The 16,890-nt window shown below is 64.0% G+C and carries 12 protein-coding genes; 7 read left to right on the top strand and 5 right to left on the bottom strand.

Annotation, left to right across the window (positions count from 1 at the left end; all coding sequences use genetic code 11):
• The first annotated feature begins 2 nt into the window (after window positions 1-2).
• The 5 genes from lepB to pdxJ all read left to right on the top strand — a co-directional run bounded on the left by lepB (window position 3) and on the right by pdxJ (window position 4,346).
• The gene (gene lepB / locus DWF74_RS21310; RefSeq protein WP_102861277.1) at window positions 3-857 is read left to right on the top strand and encodes a signal peptidase I; all 855 of its coding nucleotides are present in this window, start codon (window positions 3-5) and stop codon (window positions 855-857) included.
• A gap of 216 nt (window positions 858-1,073) precedes the next feature.
• A complete protein-coding gene (gene rnc / locus DWF74_RS21315; protein WP_102861278.1) occupies window positions 1,074-1,763 on the top strand; it encodes a ribonuclease III in 690 nt (229 codons plus the stop codon).
• Entirely contained in the window at window positions 1,756-2,658 is a 903-nt protein-coding gene (gene era / locus DWF74_RS21320; RefSeq protein WP_019094760.1) for a GTPase Era, read from the top strand. Before rnc ends, era begins: the two co-directional genes overlap by 8 nt.
• A 118-nt stretch (window positions 2,659-2,776) precedes the next feature.
• The gene (recO, locus tag DWF74_RS21325) at window positions 2,777-3,466 is read left to right on the top strand and encodes a DNA repair protein RecO (RefSeq protein ID WP_102861279.1); all 690 of its coding nucleotides are present in this window, start codon (window positions 2,777-2,779) and stop codon (window positions 3,464-3,466) included.
• Window positions 3,467-3,599: 133 nt separating this feature from the next.
• Window positions 3,600-4,346, top strand: a complete 747-nt coding sequence (gene pdxJ, locus DWF74_RS21330) for a pyridoxine 5'-phosphate synthase (RefSeq protein WP_047301928.1) — start codon at window positions 3,600-3,602, stop codon at window positions 4,344-4,346.
• 64 nt (window positions 4,347-4,410) lie between these two features.
• Here pdxJ and mltF read toward each other — a convergent pair whose 3' ends face one another.
• Entirely contained in the window at window positions 4,411-5,871 is a 1,461-nt protein-coding gene (gene mltF, locus DWF74_RS21335) for a membrane-bound lytic murein transglycosylase MltF (RefSeq protein WP_102861280.1), read from the bottom strand.
• 286 nt (window positions 5,872-6,157) lie between these two features.
• On the opposite strand from mltF, the gene purL reads away from it, so the two are divergent.
• Both purL and DWF74_RS21345 read left to right on the top strand, forming a co-directional pair.
• Entirely contained in the window at window positions 6,158-10,054 is a 3,897-nt protein-coding gene (gene purL, locus DWF74_RS21340; RefSeq protein WP_102861281.1) for a phosphoribosylformylglycinamidine synthase, read from the top strand.
• Between the two features lie 5 nt (window positions 10,055-10,059).
• The gene (locus tag DWF74_RS21345) at window positions 10,060-10,371 is read left to right on the top strand and encodes a YqfO family protein (protein WP_102861282.1); all 312 of its coding nucleotides are present in this window, start codon (window positions 10,060-10,062) and stop codon (window positions 10,369-10,371) included.
• A 123-nt stretch (window positions 10,372-10,494) separates the two neighbouring features.
• Here the strand turns inward: DWF74_RS21345 and nagE are convergent, their stop codons facing one another.
• From nagE to nagA, 4 genes are read right to left on the bottom strand one after another with little or no spacing between them, the layout of a single operon-like run.
• Window positions 10,495-12,201: an N-acetylglucosamine-specific PTS transporter subunit IIBC gene (gene nagE / locus DWF74_RS21350; RefSeq protein ID WP_115581663.1), complete on the bottom strand. Its 1,707-nt coding sequence runs from the start codon at window positions 12,199-12,201 to the stop codon at window positions 10,495-10,497.
• A gap of 22 nt (window positions 12,202-12,223) precedes the next feature.
• Window positions 12,224-14,740, bottom strand: a complete 2,517-nt coding sequence (gene ptsP, locus DWF74_RS21355) for a phosphoenolpyruvate--protein phosphotransferase (RefSeq protein WP_115581664.1) — start codon at window positions 14,738-14,740, stop codon at window positions 12,224-12,226.
• A gap of 27 nt (window positions 14,741-14,767) precedes the next feature.
• Complete coding sequence (locus DWF74_RS21360; protein WP_115581665.1) at window positions 14,768-15,790, bottom strand: SIS domain-containing protein; 1,023 nt, start codon at window positions 15,788-15,790, stop codon at window positions 14,768-14,770.
• Window positions 15,771-16,877, bottom strand: coding sequence for an N-acetylglucosamine-6-phosphate deacetylase (nagA, locus tag DWF74_RS21365; RefSeq protein WP_102861286.1), 1,107 nt, complete (start codon window positions 16,875-16,877; stop codon window positions 15,771-15,773). The genes DWF74_RS21360 and nagA overlap by 20 nt, the downstream gene beginning before the upstream one ends.
• Window positions 16,878-16,890 lie beyond the last annotated feature (13 nt).

Below are 16,890 nucleotides of genomic sequence, written 5' to 3' on the forward strand. Positions count from 1 at the left end.
CTATGTCACTAAATTTCCCGCTGTTGCTGGTCATCGCTGTCTTTGTCTGCGGTCTCTTGGCGTTGCTCGACCTGGTGTTTCTGGCACCGCGTCGGCGCTCGGCCATCGCCAACTATCAGGGCAGCGTCAGCCAGCCGGATGGGCTGGTGGTCGAAAAGCTGAGCAAGGAACCGCTGCTGGTTGAGTACGGCAAGTCGTTCTTTCCGGTGCTGTTCATCGTCCTGGTGCTGCGTTCGTTCCTGGTGGAACCGTTCCAGATTCCCTCGGGCTCGATGAAGCCGACCCTGGATGTGGGCGACTTCATCCTGGTGAACAAGTTTTCTTACGGGATTCGCTTGCCGGTGATCGACAAGAAAGTCATCGAAGTCGGTGATCCGCAGCGCGGCGATGTGATGGTGTTCCGCTACCCAAGCGACCCGAACGTCAACTACATCAAGCGTGTGGTCGGCCTGCCGGGCGATGAAGTGCGCTACACCAGCGACAAACGCTTGTTCGTCAATGGTCAGCCGGTGGCGGAGCAGTTGGTCGGGGCTGAACCCGGCACCCTGGGCAGCGCTGAGCTGTACAAGGAAAAACTCGGTGCCGCCGAGCACTTGATCCGCAAGGAAATGAGTCGCTATCGGCCCGCTCCGGACGGGCGCTGGGTGGTTCCCGCCGGGCACTACTTCATGATGGGCGACAACCGCGACAACTCCAACGACAGTCGCTACTGGGACGATCCAAGTATTCCCAAGGATCTGCTGGGCATGGTTCCCGACAAGAATATCGTCGGCAAGGCCTTCGCAGTCTGGATGAGCTGGCCCGAACCGAAACTCAGCCACCTGCCGAACTTCTCGCGGGTTGGCCTGATCAAGTAATCACACACGGCGCTGTTGAACACAGCGCCGAATGCTTTTCTGGCTCTTGTATAAAACGCCCTTGCCCTCGGGCATCGCGTAACAGCTTTGTGACCAGAAGCATGCAGTCAACGATATTCAGGATGTGGATTTGAACACAGCGTTAATTGCCACCCGCACCTCGTGCGCGGCCCCTAGGATGGTGAGTTTCGGCAACGAAATCAGCGTGGGTAAACCGTGAGCGTTTCTTTGAGCCGTCTCGAGCGTCAGCTCGGTTATACCTTCAAGGACCAGGAACTGATGCTTCTGGCCCTCACCCATCGCAGCTTTGCCGGGCGCAACAATGAACGCCTGGAATTCCTCGGTGATGCCATCCTCAACTTCGTGGCCGGCGAGGCGTTGTTCGAACGCTTCCCCCAGGCCCGCGAAGGCCAGCTGTCGCGTTTGCGCGCACGCTTGGTGAAAGGTGAAACACTGGCAGTACTGGCCCGTGGTTTCGACCTGGGCGAATACCTGCGCCTGGGCTCCGGCGAATTGAAGAGCGGCGGTTTCCGTCGTGAGTCGATCCTGGCCGATGCCCTGGAAGCCCTGATTGGTGCGATCTACCTGGACGCCGGCATGGAAACCGCCCGTGACCGCGTGTTGTCCTGGCTGGCCTCGGAGTTCGAGAGCCTGACCCTGGTGGACACCAACAAGGACCCCAAGACCCGGCTGCAGGAGTTCCTCCAGTCTCGCGCCTGTGAACTGCCACGCTACGAAGTGGTGGATATCCAGGGCGAACCGCACTGCCGGACATTCTTCGTTGAATGTGAAGTCACCTTATTGAATGAAAAAAGCCGAGGTCAGGGTGTGAGCCGTCGTATTGCCGAACAGGTAGCGGCCGCCGCAGCACTGATTGCCCTGGGCGTGGAGAATGGCCATGACTGATTCAACCGCAACACGCTGTGGCTATGTCGCCATCGTCGGCCGCCCCAATGTGGGCAAGTCGACGCTGCTCAACCACATCCTCGGCCAGAAGCTGGCGATCACCTCGCGCAAGCCCCAGACCACTCGTCACAACATGCTCGGCATCAAGACCGAAGGCGCCATCCAGGCGATCTACGTCGACACCCCCGGCATGCACAAGAGCAACGAGAAGGCGCTGAACCGCTACATGAACAAGACCGCTTCGGCGGCCTTGAAAGACGTGGACGTGGTGATCTTCGTGGTGGACCGCACCAAGTGGACCGACGAGGACCAATTGGTCCTTGAGCGCGTGCAGTACGTGCAGGGGCCGGTGATCCTGGCGATCAACAAGACCGACCGCATCGAGGACAAGGCCGAGCTGATGCCGCACCTGACCTGGCTGCAGGAGCAACTGCCGAACGCCGAGATCGTGCCGGTTTCCGCGCAGCAGGGGCATAACCTCGAAGCCCTGGAAGGCCTGATTGCCAAGCACCTGCCGGAGAACGACCACTTCTTCCCGGAAGACCAGATCACCGACCGCAGTTCCCGCTTCCTGGCGGCCGAGCTGGTGCGCGAGAAGATCATGCGCCAGCTGGGTGCCGAGCTGCCGTACCAGATCACCGTGGAAATCGAAGAGTTCAAGCAGCAGGGCAAGACCCTGCATATTCATGCCTTGATTCTCGTCGAGCGCGACGGACAGAAGAAAATCATCATTGGCGACAAGGGTGAGCGGATCAAACGCATCGGCATGGAAGCGCGCAAGGACATGGAGCTGCTGTTCGACTCCAAGGTCATGCTCAACCTCTGGGTCAAGGTCAAGGGCGGCTGGTCCGACGACGAGCGCGCCTTGCGCTCCCTGGGCTACGGCGACCTCTGACGCCCTTCGCCGGCCAGCCGGCTCCTGCAGCGCCCTGTAGGAGCCGGCTGGCCGGCGAACAGTTCCAACACTTCTTTCGGACCCGGTTCCCTCTCTGCCCCTGAGATCCCTCGCAACCATGTCCAGCACCGCTCCAGTCGGCCAACTTGCCTACGTCCTGCACAGCCGCGCCTACCGCGAAAGCAGTGCATTGGTGGATTTCCTTACCCCCCAAGGTCGCCTGCGTGCTGTCCTGCGCAACGCACGGGGCAAGGCCGGTACCCTGGCGCGACCCTTCGTTCCTCTGGAAGTCGAGTTTCGCGGCCGCGGCGAGCTGAAGAACGTCGGGCGCATGGAAAGTGCCGGCATCGCATCCTGGCTCAATGGCGAAGCGCTGTTCAGTGGTCTGTATCTGAATGAACTGCTGATCCGCCTGCTACCGGCGGAAGATCCCCATCCGGCGGTATTCGACCACTACGCCGCCACCTTGCTGGCCCTGGCCGAAGGCCGGCCCCTGGAGCCCCTGCTGCGGGCCTTTGAGTGGCGCCTGCTGGACGATCTGGGCTACGGCTTCGCCCTGGACAGCGACATCCACGGCGCGCCCATCGCTGCCGATGGCCTGTATCGCCTGCAGGTGGATGCCGGACTGGAGCAGGTGTTCCTGCTGCAACCGGGCCTGTTCAATGGCACCGAGCTGCTGGCCATGGCCGAGGCCGACTGGAGCGCTCCTGGCGCGTTGTCGGCAGCCAAGCGCCTGATGCGCCAGGCCCTGGCAGTTCATCTGGGCGGGCGTCCTCTGGTCAGTCGCGAGCTGTTTCGCAAGCCCTAGGCGTGGCTGCCGTTTTGGCCGCTCGCCGCGCTAGCCCAGCTGGCGCCGTCATTCTGCGTTCGAGCAAATGGCAACAGACCCTGTTCTCCCCGTATGCTGTGCGCCGAATCTTCATTTACTCAGGAGCGCTTTCGTGACCACCAGCAATCGCATTCTTCTCGGCGTGAACATCGATCACGTTGCCACCCTGCGTCAGGCCCGCGGCACTCGTTACCCGGACCCGGTCAAGGCCGCGCTGGACGCTGAAGAAGCGGGCGCCGACGGCATCACCGTGCACCTGCGCGAAGACCGTCGGCATATCCAGGAGCGCGATGTGCTGCTACTCAAGGACGTACTGCAGACCCGCATGAATTTCGAGATGGGCGTCACCGAAGAAATGATGGCTTTTGCCGAGCGCATCCGCCCGGCGCATATCTGCCTGGTGCCGGAAACCCGCCAAGAGCTGACCACTGAAGGAGGACTTGACGTGGCCGGGCAGGAAGCGCGGATCAAGGCGGCGGTGGAGCGCTTGTCGAAAATCGGTGCCGAAGTGTCCCTGTTTATCGACGCTGACGAGCGTCAGATCGAGGCCTCCAAGCGCGTTGGCGCACCGGCCATCGAGTTGCACACGGGTCGCTATGCCGATGCCCAGACGCCGAGTGAAGTGGCCGATGAGCTGCAGCGTATCGTCGACGGGGTTGCCGTGGGCTTGGCCCAGGGGCTGATCGTCAATGCTGGCCATGGCCTGCACTACCACAACGTTGAAGCGGTGGCGGCGATCAAGGGCATCAATGAGTTGAACATCGGCCATGCCCTGGTGGCTCATGCCCTGTTCGTCGGTTTCAAGGGAGCGGTAGCCGAGATGAAAGCGCTGATCCTGGCGGCTGCAGCCAAGGCCTGATTGCTCTTCGCCGGCAAGCTGATTCCTGCAACCTCTGTAGGAGCCGGCTTGCCAGCGAAGGTTTTCAGAGCGGCGGATTGTCTTCCGTCGGCTTGGTCTTGTTGACCCCGGGGACGTGCAGGTTGCCCTCGGCGACCTGATCGCCTTCCAACTGCGGCTGGGTCACCCAGGTCAGGATGTCGTAGTAGCGCCGGATGTTGGCCACGAAATGCACCGGCTCGCCGCCTCGGGCATAGCCGTAGCGGGTCTTGCTATACCACTGCTTCTGCGACAGCCGCGGCAGCATCTTCTTCACATCCAGCCACTTGTTCGGGTTCAGGCCTTCCCGTTCTGCCAGCTTGCGGGCGTCGTCCAGGTGGCCGGTGCCGACGTTGTAGGCGGCGAGAGCGAACCAGGTACGGTCCGGCTCCTCGATCTTGTCGTCCAGTTGTTCCTTGATGTAGGCCAGGTACTTGGCGCCGCCGCTGATGCTCTGCTTGGGGTCCAGGCGGTTGGACACGCCCATGGCCTGGGCCGTGTTCTGGGTCAGCATCATCAGTCCGCGCACGCCAGTCTTGGAGGTGACCTCGGCCTGCCACATGGATTCCTGGTAACCCACGGCCGCCAGGAGTCGCCAGTCCACCTTTTCCTGTTTGGCCGAGGCCTTGAAGTGCTTCTCGTACTTGGGCAGGCGCTGCTGCAGGTGCTGGGCGAAGGTGTAGGCGCCGACATAACCGAGCACGTCCACGTGACCGTAATAGCGGTCCTTGAGGCGTTGCAGGGTGCCGTTCTTCTCGACCTTGTCGAGGAAGCTGTTGATTTCGTTGAGCAGGCTATTGTCGTCACCGGCGGCCACGGCCCAGCTCTGGCTGCGGGCGTCCCCGAGGTCGAAGGCCACCCGCACCTTGGGGAAGTACACCTGGTTCATCGCCAGTTCGTTGGAGTCCACCAGGGTCAGGTCGATCTGTCCCTCGTCCACCATGCGCAGCAGGTCCACGACTTCCACGGCGTCGGACTCTTCGTATTCGATCCCGGGGTACTTGAGCTTGAGCTCCGCCAGTTGCTCTGCGTGACTGCTGCCCTTGAGCACCATGATGCGCTTGCCCACCAGGTTCTGTGCGCTGGTGGGCCGGGACTGGCCATTGCGATAGATGACTTGCGGGGTGACTTCCAGATACGGATGGGAAAACCGGACTTGCTGCTTGCGCTTTTCGCTGCCGACCAGGCCGGCGGCGGCCAGCACCGGGCCCTTGGGTTGACCCAGCTGGTTGAACAGATCGTCGAGGTTGTCGGCGGTCTCGATCTTCAGCTCCACCCCCAGATCATCGGCGAAGCGCTTCACCAGCTCGTACTCGAAGCCGGTTTCGCCGTTGCGGTCCTGAAAGTAGGTGGCGGGGCTGTTACGGGTGATCACCCGCAGCACGCCATCCTCCTTTACGCGCTCAAGGGTGCTGGGTTTCTCAACACAGGCGCCGAGCATCAGGAAGAGTCCGGTTACGATGAGCCACTTGGCGCAGCGCGGACGTAAAGCCATAGGGGAAAACATTGGCGCAGTATACGCAAAGGATAACGGCCGCCATATCTCGACAGCGAAGGGCTTGTCTGCTAGCGCCGGGTGGCCTGGGCTGGAGGCCTCAAGAATGGGGCTTCGGCCGTCTATGTGACGATTAAAATAACCTACGGCAATGACCTTGATGAGCCTTTGTTATAGGCCGTCGGGTCTGGGCCGACGTCCGGGGGCACCCCGGTTTGCGTTTCGAGTGCCGATGCCAACGGTTTACGTTAGAATGCACGGCCTCAAAGCACACCCCCTTCCCGAGGCTGTCCCGAAGATGTTGATCCTGCGCGGCGCTCCTGCCCTTTCTGCCTTTCGCCACAGCAAACTCCTTGAGCAACTGAGCCAGAAGGTTCCGGCTGTCAGTGGCTTGTATGCTGAATTCGCTCACTTCGCCGAAGTCACCGGCGTCCTGACCGGCGACGAACAGCAGGTGCTTGCGCGCCTTCTGAAGTACGGCCCAAGTGTTCCGGTACAAGAGCCGACCGGCCGTCTGTTCCTGGTCTTGCCGCGTTTCGGCACCATCTCGCCCTGGTCGAGCAAGGCCAGCGACATCGCCCGTAACTGTGGCCTGGCGAAGATCCAGCGCCTGGAGCGTGGTATCGCTTTCTACGTCGCCGGTGAGTTCAGCGACGCTGACGCGCAGTTGATCGCCGAAGCGCTGCACGATCGCATGACTCAGATCGTCGTGGGTAACCTGGAGCAGGCTGCCGGCTTGTTCAGCCACGCCGAACCCAAGCCGCTGACGGCCATCGACATTCTCGGCGGTGGTCGCGCCGCGTTGGAAAAAGCCAACAGCGAACTGGGCCTGGCCCTGGCCGAAGACGAAATCGATTACCTGATGAACGCCTTCCAGGGCCTCAAGCGTAATCCCCACGACATCGAACTGATGATGTTCGCCCAGGCCAACTCCGAGCACTGTCGCCACAAGATTTTCAACGCCAGTTGGGACATCGACGGCCAGAGCCAGGAAAAAAGCCTGTTCGGCATGATCAAGAACACCTACCAGATGCACAGCGAAGGTGTGCTTTCTGCTTATAAGGACAACGCGGCGGTCATCGTCGGTTCCGTTGCCGGGCGTTTCTACCCGAACCCTGATACCCGCCAATACGGTGCGGTGCAGGAGCCGGTGCACATCCTGATGAAGGTCGAGACCCACAACCACCCGACTGCCATTGCTCCATTCCCTGGCGCCTCCACCGGTTCCGGCGGCGAAATCCGTGACGAAGGCGCTACCGGTCGCGGCGCCAAGCCGAAAGCCGGCCTCACCGGTTTTACCGTGTCCAACCTGCAGATCCCGGGCTTCGAGCAGCCGTGGGAAGTGCCGTATGGCAAGCCAGAGCGCATCGTCACCGCCCTCGACATCATGATCGAAGGCCCGCTGGGCGGCGCTGCGTTCAACAACGAATTCGGCCGTCCGGCCCTGACCGGTTATTTCCGTACCTTCGAGCAATCCATTACCACGCCTCGTGGCGATGAAGTTCGTGGTTACCACAAGCCGATCATGCTGGCAGGCGGCATGGGCAATATCCGTGACGAACACGTGCAGAAAGGCGAGATCACCGTCGGCTCCAAGCTGATCGTCCTCGGCGGCCCGGCCATGCTCATCGGTCTGGGCGGCGGCGCAGCATCCTCCATGGCCACCGGCACCAGCTCGGCGGACCTGGATTTTGCTTCGGTACAACGTGAAAACCCGGAAATGGAACGCCGTTGCCAGGAAGTCATCGACCGTTGCTGGCAACTGGGGGACAACAACCCCATCAGCTTCATCCACGACGTGGGTGCCGGTGGCCTGTCCAACGCCTTCCCGGAACTGGTCAACGACGGCGGCCGTGGCGGTCGCTTCGAACTGCGCAACATCCCTAACGACGAGCCGGGCATGGCCCCGCACGAAATCTGGTCCAACGAATCCCAGGAGCGTTATGTCCTGGCGGTGGGCGCAGCAGACTTCGAGCGCTTCAAGGCCATCTGCGAGCGCGAGCGTTGCCCATTCGCGGTGGTCGGCGAAGCCACTGCCGAGCCACAGCTGACCGTGACCGACAGCCACTTCGGCAACAGCCCGGTGGACATGCCGCTGGAAGTGCTGCTGGGCAAGGCCCCGCGCATGCACCGTTCGGCGGTTCGGGAAACCGAGTTGGGTGATGATTTCGATCCAAGCAGCCTGGATATCGCCGAGAGCATCGAGCGCGTCCTGCACCACCCGGCCGTAGCCAGCAAGAGCTTCCTGATCACCATCGGCGACCGCACCATCACCGGCCTCGTGGCCCGTGACCAGATGGTCGGCCCATGGCAGGTGCCGGTGGCCGACGTGGCCGTGACCGCCACCAGTTTCGACGTCTACACCGGTGAAGCCATGGCCATGGGCGAGCGCACGCCGCTGGCCCTGCTGGATGCCCCGGCGTCCGGCCGCATGGCGATCGGCGAAACCCTGACCAACATCGCCGCCTCGCGGATCAACAAGATCAGCGACATCAAGCTCTCCGCCAACTGGATGTCGGCTGCCGGCCACCCGGGCGAAGACGCGCGTCTGTACGACACCGTCAAGGCCGTGGGCATGGAGCTGTGCCCAGAGCTGGGCATCACCATCCCGGTGGGCAAGGACTCGATGTCCATGGCCACCCGCTGGAACGAAGAAGGCGTGGACAAGAGCGTCACCTCGCCGCTGTCGCTGATCGTGACCGGCTTCGCGCCTGTGGCGGACATTCGTCAGACCCTGACCCCGCAACTGCGCATGGACAAGGGCACCACCGACCTGATCCTGATCGACCTCGGTCGCGGTCAGAACCGCATGGGCGCCTCGATCCTGGCCCAGACCCACGGCAAGCTCGGCAAGCAAGCGCCGGACGTCGATGACGCCGAAGACCTGAAAGCCTTCTTTGCGGTGATCCAGGGCCTCAACGCCGACGGTCACCTGCTGGCCTACCACGACCGTTCCGATGGCGGTCTGCTGGTCACTGCCGTGGAAATGGCCTTCGCCGGTCACTGCGGCCTGAACCTGAGCCTCGACGCTGTCGCGGAAAACGCTGCGGAAATCGCCGCCATCCTGTTCAACGAAGAGCTGGGTGCGGTGATCCAGGTGCGTCAGGACGCCACTCCTGACGTGCTGGCCCAGTTCAGCGCCGCCGGCCTGGGCGACTGCGTGGCCGTGATCGGCCAGCCGATCAACAACGGTGAAGTGAGCATCTCCTACAACGGCGAAAGCGTATTCACCGGCCAGCGTCGTCTGCTGCAGCGTCAGTGGGCAGAAACCAGCTACCAGATCCAGCGCCTGCGGGACAATGCCGAGTGCGCCGAGCAGGAATTCGATGTCCTGCTGGAAGAAGACAACCCGGGCCTGAGCGTCAAGCTGGGCTTCGACGTCAACCAGGACATCGCCGCGCCGTACATCAAGAAAGGCGTGCGTCCCCAGGTGGCGGTGCTGCGTGAGCAGGGCGTCAACGGCCAGGTGGAAATGGCTGCGGCTTTCGACCGCGCCGGCTTCAATGCCATCGACGTGCACATGAGCGACATCCTCGCCGGTCGTGTCGACCTCAACGACTTCAAGGGCATGGTTGCCTGCGGCGGCTTCTCCTACGGCGACGTACTGGGTGCCGGTGAAGGCTGGGCCAAGTCGGCGCTGTTCAACAGCCGCGCGCGGGATGCCTTCCAGGGCTTCTTCGAACGTACCGACAGCTTCACCCTGGGTGTGTGCAACGGTTGCCAGATGATGTCCAACCTGCACGAGCTGATCCCGGGCAGCGAGTTCTGGCCGCACTTCGTGCGCAACCGCTCCGAGCAGTTCGAAGCCCGGGTGGCCATGGTCCAGGTCCAGGAGTCGAACTCGATCTTCCTGCAGGGCATGGCCGGTTCGCGGATGCCGATTGCCATCGCCCACGGTGAAGGTCATGCGGAGTTCGAAAGCGAAGAGGCGCTGCTGGAAGCCGATCTGTCCGGTTGCGTGGCCCTGCGCTTCGTCGACAACCATGGCAAGGTCACCGAGCGTTACCCGGCCAACCCGAACGGCTCGCCGCGCGGGATCACCGGCCTCACCAGCCGCGACGGTCGCGTCACCATCATGATGCCGCACCCTGAGCGGGTGTTCCGTGCCGTGCAGAACTCCTGGCGTCCGGATGACTGGAACGAAGACGCGGCGTGGATGCGCATGTTCCGCAACGCTCGCGCCTGGGTGAACTGAGACTGATGTACAAGCTCAGCTTCTTCGTGCCTCCCAGCCATGTGGAGCAGGTCAAGAGCGCCGTTTTTGCCGCCGGTGGCGGACGTATCGGCGCCTATGACCAGTGCGCCTGGCAGGTGCTCGGCCAGGGCCAGTTTCGCCCGCTGGACGGCAGCCAGCCGTTTCTCGGGCAGACCGGTCAGGTGGAGCGAGTGGAGGAATGGAAAGTCGAGCTGGTGGTGGCCGATGAACTGATTGCTGATGCAGTGGCGGCCCTCAAGCAGAGCCATCCCTACGAGACGCCGGCCTATGAAGTCTGGCGTCTGGAAGCGTTCTGAGGTTATCCACCGATAAGAAGCCCGCTGCACCGGAGACGGTCAGCGGGCTTTTTTGTGGGCCTTTTCAGCCAAGCCGGCACCTATAGGAACGGTGTAGGTGCCGGCTTGCCGGCGAAGGCGGCTTCAGACGCTCGCCTCCACCTTCTTGTGCAGCAGCGTTTGCAGAGCGGCCTGCAATCCCCCAGCCTTCTCGCCAATCAGCACGTGCCAGACATCCCCCTCCAGGCGCCGCGTACCCTGGCAGCCCAGGGCATTGAGCGCCGACTCCGACAGACTGCGGCTGTCACTGAGTTGCACCCGCAAACGGGTCAGGGCCACGCAATCCATCTGCAACAGATTTTCCCGACCACCCAAGGCGTTGAGCCACTGCTGGGCTTCCTGGTTGGAGACTTCGATCGATTGGGACGCCTCGACTGGTGCCGCTGGCGCCGCGACCGGGGTTGCCACCGGCAGCGCTAGACGAATCTGGTCGGCGATACTGTCGGCCATCGGTCCCACCACCACCTGCAAGCTGCCGCCCTTGCCGGGGCGTACCACAGCCATGGCGCCCAAGGTTTTCAGTTCGGCGTCCACAGCCAGGCTGCGATCCGCCAGTTCCAGGCGCAGGCGCGTGGTGCAAGCGCCGACAGTGATCAGGTTGCTCGCGCCGCCCAGGGCCTTGATGTAGGCCGCGGCACGCTGATCGGCGTTGAGTTCGGATTTCTCGCCGGATGGGCTGTCTTCGCGTCCCGGTGTCTTCAGGTTGAAGCGGCGGATGCAGAAGTCGAACACCAGGTAGTACACCACCGCATACAGCAGCCCCACCGGAAACACCTTCCAGCCATTGGTGGAGCGGCCCCAGCCCAGGGCCATGTCGATGGCGCCACCGGAGAAGGTGAAGCCCAGGTGGATGTTCAGCAGATTGGTCAGGGCCATGGCCAGGCCCGTCAGCAGTGCATGCACCAGGTACAACAGGGGCGCGAGGAACATGAAGGCGAATTCGATGGGCTCGGTGACCCCGGTCAGAAAGGAGGTCAGGGCCATGGACAGGAAGATCCCGCCCATCACCTTGCGCCGCTCCGGCCGGGTGTTGCGGTACATCGCCAGGCAGGCGGCGGGCAGGCCGAACAGCATCACCGGGAACATCCCGGTCATGAACTGGCCGCCTTTGGGGTCGCCGGCGAAATAGCGGGTCAGGTCGCCAGTGACCACCGCGCCGGTGCTCGGGTCGGTGAAACTGCCAAAGATGAACCAGGCCATGTTGTTGAGGATGTGGTGCAGGCCGGTGATGATCAGCAGGCGATTGAACACACCGAAGACGAAGGCGCCGAAGCTGCCGCTTTCCAGCAGCAATTGGCCAAAGCTGTTGATGCCGTGCTGGATTGGCGGCCAGATCAGACCGAACGCCACCCCCAGGCCCACGGCGGTAAAGCCGGTGGCGATGGGCACGAAGCGCCGACCGCCGAAGAACGCCAGGTACTCCGGCAGTTTGATGTCCTTGAAGCGGTTGTACAGCGCGCCGGCCATCAGCCCGCTGATGATCCCGGCGAGCATGCCCATGTTGATGCTGGCGTCCAGCACCTTGAGGGTCGAGATCATCACCAGGTAGCCAATGGCCCCGGCGAGTCCGGCGGTGCCGTTGTTGTCCTTGGCAAAGCCCACGGCGATGCCGATGGCGAAGATCAGCGCCAGGTTGCCGAAGATCGACTGTCCGGCATCGTGGATGATGGGAATGTTCAGCAGATCGGTGTCACCCAGGCGCAGCAGTAGGCCGGCAATCGGCAGGATGGCAATGGGTAGCATCAGCGCCCGGCCGAGGCGTTGCAGGCCCTCGATGAAATACTGGTACATGGCGTCTCTCCTGGAATTCTTGTTATGAGTGCAGAGGCCAAAGCCGTTCGCAGGCCTGACGGACTGCGGTGGCGCCGGGCAGGTTGAGCAGCGGTTGGCTGAGGTGGCGGCATTGGCCGGCGTCCAGTTGGCGAACCCGGTCCTTGATCTCGCCGATCTGAGGCGGGCTGACCGACAGCTCGCTGACCCCCAGGCCAATCAGGACGGGGGTGGCCAGCGGATCGGAAGCCAGTGCACCGCAAACCCCGACCCAGCGTCCGTGGCGCTCGGCGCCGGCACAGGTCTGAGCGATCAGCCGCAGCAGGGCGGGGTGCAGGGCATCGACCCGGGCTGCCAGGCCAGCGTGGTCGCGGTCCATGGCCAGGGTGTACTGGGACAGGTCGTTGGTGCCGATGGACAGGAAGTCGGCGTGTTCCGCCAGTTGCTCGGCCATCAGCGCGGCAGCCGGTACTTCGATCATCACCCCCAGCTCCGGGCGCTGGCTCAGTCCCAGTTCCACCGCGAGCCGATCCAGGCGCTGACGGATATGCAGCAGTTCGGCCACTTCGGTGACCATGGGCAGCATGATCCGGCAGCGCTGCACCGGGCTGACCTGGAGCAGCGCCCGCAGTTGCTGGTCCAGCAGTTCCGGGCGGGCCTGGGCCAGGCGGATGCCCCGCAGGCCCAGCACCGGGTTGGCTTCCACTGGCAGAGGCAGGTAGTCCAGTTGCTTGTCGCCGCCGACATCGATGGTGCGGATGATCACCGGCTTGTCGCCCATGGCATCCAGCACCGCTTGATAGGCCTGTAGCTGCTCGGCTTCATCCGGAGCGGTCAGGCGATCGACGAACAGGAACTCGGTGCGCAGCAGGCCGACGCCATCAGCGCCACCCTGGTGGGCGTCCCGGGCTTCATTGCTGGAAGCCACGTTGGCTGCCACCTCGATCTGCTGGCCGTCCTGGGTCAGGGCGGACTCATGGGCTTTTTGCTGTTGCAGCGCACGGCGCTGGCGTAGGGTTTCACCAGCCTGTTGCACCTGTGCGATGCGCTGCGGGCCGGGTGCCAGTTCCAGGCGCCCGCCGTCGGCATCCAGCACCACCTGGCGGTCGCCGTCCAGGCCCAGCACTTCCGGACCCATGGCCACCAGACAGGGCAGGCCTTTGCCGCGGGCGAGGATCGCCACATGGGAGGTGGCGCCACCGGCGGCCATGCACAGCCCGGCCACGCCCTGGGCGCTGAGTTGCAGCAGGTCGGAAGGGGTCAACTCCTCAGCGGCGACGATCGCTCCGGGTGGCAGGTCGTAGTGCCAGGCTTCGCCCAGCAAGGCCCGCAGAACGCGTTGCTGCAGGTCTCGCAGGTCGTTGGCGCGTTCGGCCAGCAGCGGATTGTCCAGTTGTTGCAGGACCTGGCACTGCTCGGCAATCGCTGCGCTCCAGGCGTGGGTGGCGGCGCGTCCCTGGGCGATGGCCGCGTCGGCCGCGTCCAGCAGGGTCGGGTCTTCGAGCAGGGCCAGGTGGGCGCTGAAAATGTCCTGTTCCTGCTGGTCGCGGCGTTGCCGGGCCTGCTCCAGGGTGTGGCGGATTTCTCCGCGCACCTGCTCCAGGGCAGCACTCAATGCCTGTCGTTGGGGCTCGGGCGGATGCTGGCCATGATCCTCTGCCAGGACCATGGCGTTGAGCCGCACCAATGGCCCGGACACCAGGCCCGGTGCGGCGCAGACGCCCGGCAGCACGCCATCTTCCGCGGGGCGTTGGGCTACCGGTGCCGGGGTTTCGCCATGGGCATCTGCGGCCATGGCGGTACCGAGGGTCAGCAGCATCGCCTGCAAGGCGTCCTGGCAATCGGCGCCCTGGCAATTGACCAGCACTTCATCCTGTTCACCGATACCCAGGCTCATCAGGGCGATCAGGCTGGTGCAGGGGGCGCTCTTGTCCTTGAAGGTCAGTTGCGAATGGCTGTTGAAACCCAGGGCGGTCTGGCGCACCAGGGCGGCTGGGCGGGCATGCAGTCCGCCGCGATGGGCCACCTTGGTCCGGGCGCTGGCCTGCTGCTCGGATGGCTCTTGCGCCAGCGGTTGCGGGTCAGCGTTGGCACGGCGGCTGATGTGCAGCAACGGCTCGCCCACCTTGACCGCGGACAGGGGCAGGGGGCGCAGGTCGAAGCTCTCGCCGTTGGTCAGGATCAACAGGCTGATCAGGCTTCGGCAATGCTGCGCCACATGGTCCAGGTCAACCCGCAGCAGGGGCTGGCCGGCGCTGACCTGCTGGCCTTGCTCCACCAGCAGGGCAAACCCTTCACCTTGCAGTTCGACGGTGTCCAGCCCCAGGTGCAACAGCAGTTCGGCGCCGTTGGCCGCCCGCAGGGTCACGGCGTGCCCGGTGCGAGCCACTTGGATCACTTCACCGGCGCAAGGGGCGTGCAGGGTGTCGTTGAGCGGGTCGATGGCAATCCCGTCACCCATGGCGCCACTGGCGAATACCGGGTCGGGAACGCTGTGTAGCGGCAGGACAGGCCCGCTGAGGGGGGCACTGAGCGTCAGGTCGTTATTGTTGTTGTGCATGGCGCAGTACTCATCGATCAAAAGGGCTTAGTGCGTGCGGGTCACTTTGCTCAGGTGACGCGGCTGGTCGGGGTCCATGCTGCGGGCTTCGGCCAGGCCGGCGGCCATCACATAGAAACTCTGGATCGCCAGGATCGGGTCCAGCGCCGGATGTTCCGCGCGGCTCAGGGTCAGGTCCCGTTCGCCGATGTCATCCGGTGCCGCCAGCAGCACCTTGGCGCCGCGCTGGCGCATGTCGGCGGCCAGGCTCAACAGGCCGCCCTGTTCGGCGCCCCGTGGGGCGAACACCAGCAACGGGTAGTCGTGGTCGATCAGGGCCATCGGGCCGTGGCGCACTTCGGCGCTGCTGAAGGCTTCGGCCTGGATCGCCGAGGTTTCCTTGAGCTTGAGCGCGGCTTCCTGGGCGATGGCGAAGCCGGCACCACGGCCGATGACCATCAGCCGCTGGCAGTCGCGCAGGGCGTTGACCGCCAGGTTCCAGTCCTGGGTCGCGGCCTGTTGCAGGCCTTCGGGCAGGGCCAGGCCGGCTTCCAGCAGGTGGCTGTCCTCGTTCCAGTGACCGATCAGGCGGGCGCTGGCGCTGAGGGTGGCGATAAAGCTCTTGGTCGCGGCCACGCTCTGCTCGGTGCCGGCGTACAGCGGCAGGGAGAATTCGCTGGCGGCTTCCAGCGGGCTGTTTTGTGCGTTGACCATGGCCACGCTCAGGGCTCCGCGCTTGCGCAGCAGGCGCACGCTGTTCACCAGGTCCGGGCTCTGGCCCGATTGCGAGAAGGCGAACACCGCTTGGCCGCTGACCCGCAGGGGGGCCTGTTGCATGGTCACCACCGACATCGGCAGTGAGGCCACCGGGATGCCCACCTGTTGCATGGTCAGGTAGGCGAAGTAGCTGGCGGCATGGTCGGAACTGCCCCGGGCCACAGTCATGGCCACTTGTGGCGGCTGGCGACGCAGGCGGCCGGCGACTTCGAGCAGCGACGCATCCAGGTGCTGCAGTTGACTGCTTACGGCAGCGTGCGAGGACAGGGCCTCTTCAAGCATTTTTGAAGTCAATGTCTTCTCCTTCGACCATGACGGCGGTCAGTGTGAGTGCGCGGTCCAGGCGCACGCTGTCGGCCCAGCTGCCAGGTTGCAGACGGCCGCGTTCAGGGATGCCGAGGTAGTCGGCGGGAAATTGCGACAGGCGTTGGGAAGCGTCCGCCAGGGGCAGGCCGATCTTCACCAGATTGCGCAGGGCCTGGTCCATGGTCAGGGTGCTGCCGGCCAGGGTGCCGTCCGGCAGGCGCACGCCGCCCAGGCACTTGGTCACGGTGTGGCTGCCCAGTTGGTACTCGCCGTCGGGCATGCCGGCGGCCGCGGTGGAGTCGGTGACGCAATACAGGCAGGGGATCGAGCGCAGGGCCACGCGCATGGCGCCGGGGTGCACGTGCAGCAGGTCTGGGATCAGTTCGGCGTACTGGGCATGAGCCAGGGCCGCACCGACGATGCCCGGCTCGCGGTGATGCAGCGGGCTCATGGCGTTGTACAGGTGAGTGAAACTGGTGGCGCCGGCGGCGAGGGCGGCCACGCCTTCTTCGTAGCTGCCCAGGGTGTGGCCGATCTGCATGCGCACGCCACGGGCACTGAGAGCACGGATCAGGGCGTCGTGGCCGGCGATTTCCGGGGCGATGGTGATCACCCGGATGGGCGCCAATTGCAGGTACTTCTCCACTTCCGCCATGAGCGCGGTGTGGGCGAAGTTGGGTTGCGCACCGAGCTTGCCGGGATTGATGTACGGGCCTTCCAGGTGCACGCCGAGGACCCTGGCGCAGCCCTGGGGACGCTGTTCGGCGTAGGTTCCAAGCTCAGCCAGAACCTGGCTGATTTCCGCGCTGGGTGCGGTCATGGTGGTGGCCAGCAGCGAGGTGGTGCCGAAACGCACATGGGTACGGGTGATGGTCTCGAAGGCTGTGCGGCCTTGCATGACGTCCTTGCCGCCACCGCCGTGGACGTGCAGGTCGATGAAGCCCGGCAGCAGGTAGGGCAGGTCGTTGTCCGCCGGGTCGCAGGGGCTGCCTTCGATGGCGACGACCTTGCCGTCCTGGTGGATCAGGCGGCCGCGGACCCAGCCTTGGGGCGTGAGGATATTGTCTTCGGACATGGGCGTTTCTCTG

The organism is Pseudomonas protegens (genome assembly GCF_003363755.1).
GTDB lineage: Bacteria > Pseudomonadota > Gammaproteobacteria > Pseudomonadales > Pseudomonadaceae > Aquipseudomonas > Aquipseudomonas danubii.

Coding starts and splice junctions, on each gene's coding strand:
- DWF74_RS21345 (WP_102861282.1), top strand. CDS start 10,060: ATGTACAAGCTCAGCTTCTTCGTGCCTCCCAGCCATGTGGAGCAGGTC.
- nagA (WP_102861286.1), bottom strand. CDS start 16,877: ATGTCCGAAGACAATATCCTCACGCCCCAAGGCTGGGTCCGCGGCCGC.
- ptsP (WP_115581664.1), bottom strand. CDS start 14,740: ATGCACAACAACAATAACGACCTGACGCTCAGTGCCCCCCTCAGCGGG.
- lepB (WP_102861277.1), top strand. CDS start 3: ATGTCACTAAATTTCCCGCTGTTGCTGGTCATCGCTGTCTTTGTCTGC.
- purL (WP_102861281.1), top strand. CDS start 6,158: ATGTTGATCCTGCGCGGCGCTCCTGCCCTTTCTGCCTTTCGCCACAGC.
- era (WP_019094760.1), top strand. CDS start 1,756: ATGACTGATTCAACCGCAACACGCTGTGGCTATGTCGCCATCGTCGGC.
- mltF (WP_102861280.1), bottom strand. CDS start 5,871: ATGTTTTCCCCTATGGCTTTACGTCCGCGCTGCGCCAAGTGGCTCATC.
- recO (WP_102861279.1), top strand. CDS start 2,777: ATGTCCAGCACCGCTCCAGTCGGCCAACTTGCCTACGTCCTGCACAGC.
- nagE (WP_115581663.1), bottom strand. CDS start 12,201: ATGTACCAGTATTTCATCGAGGGCCTGCAACGCCTCGGCCGGGCGCTG.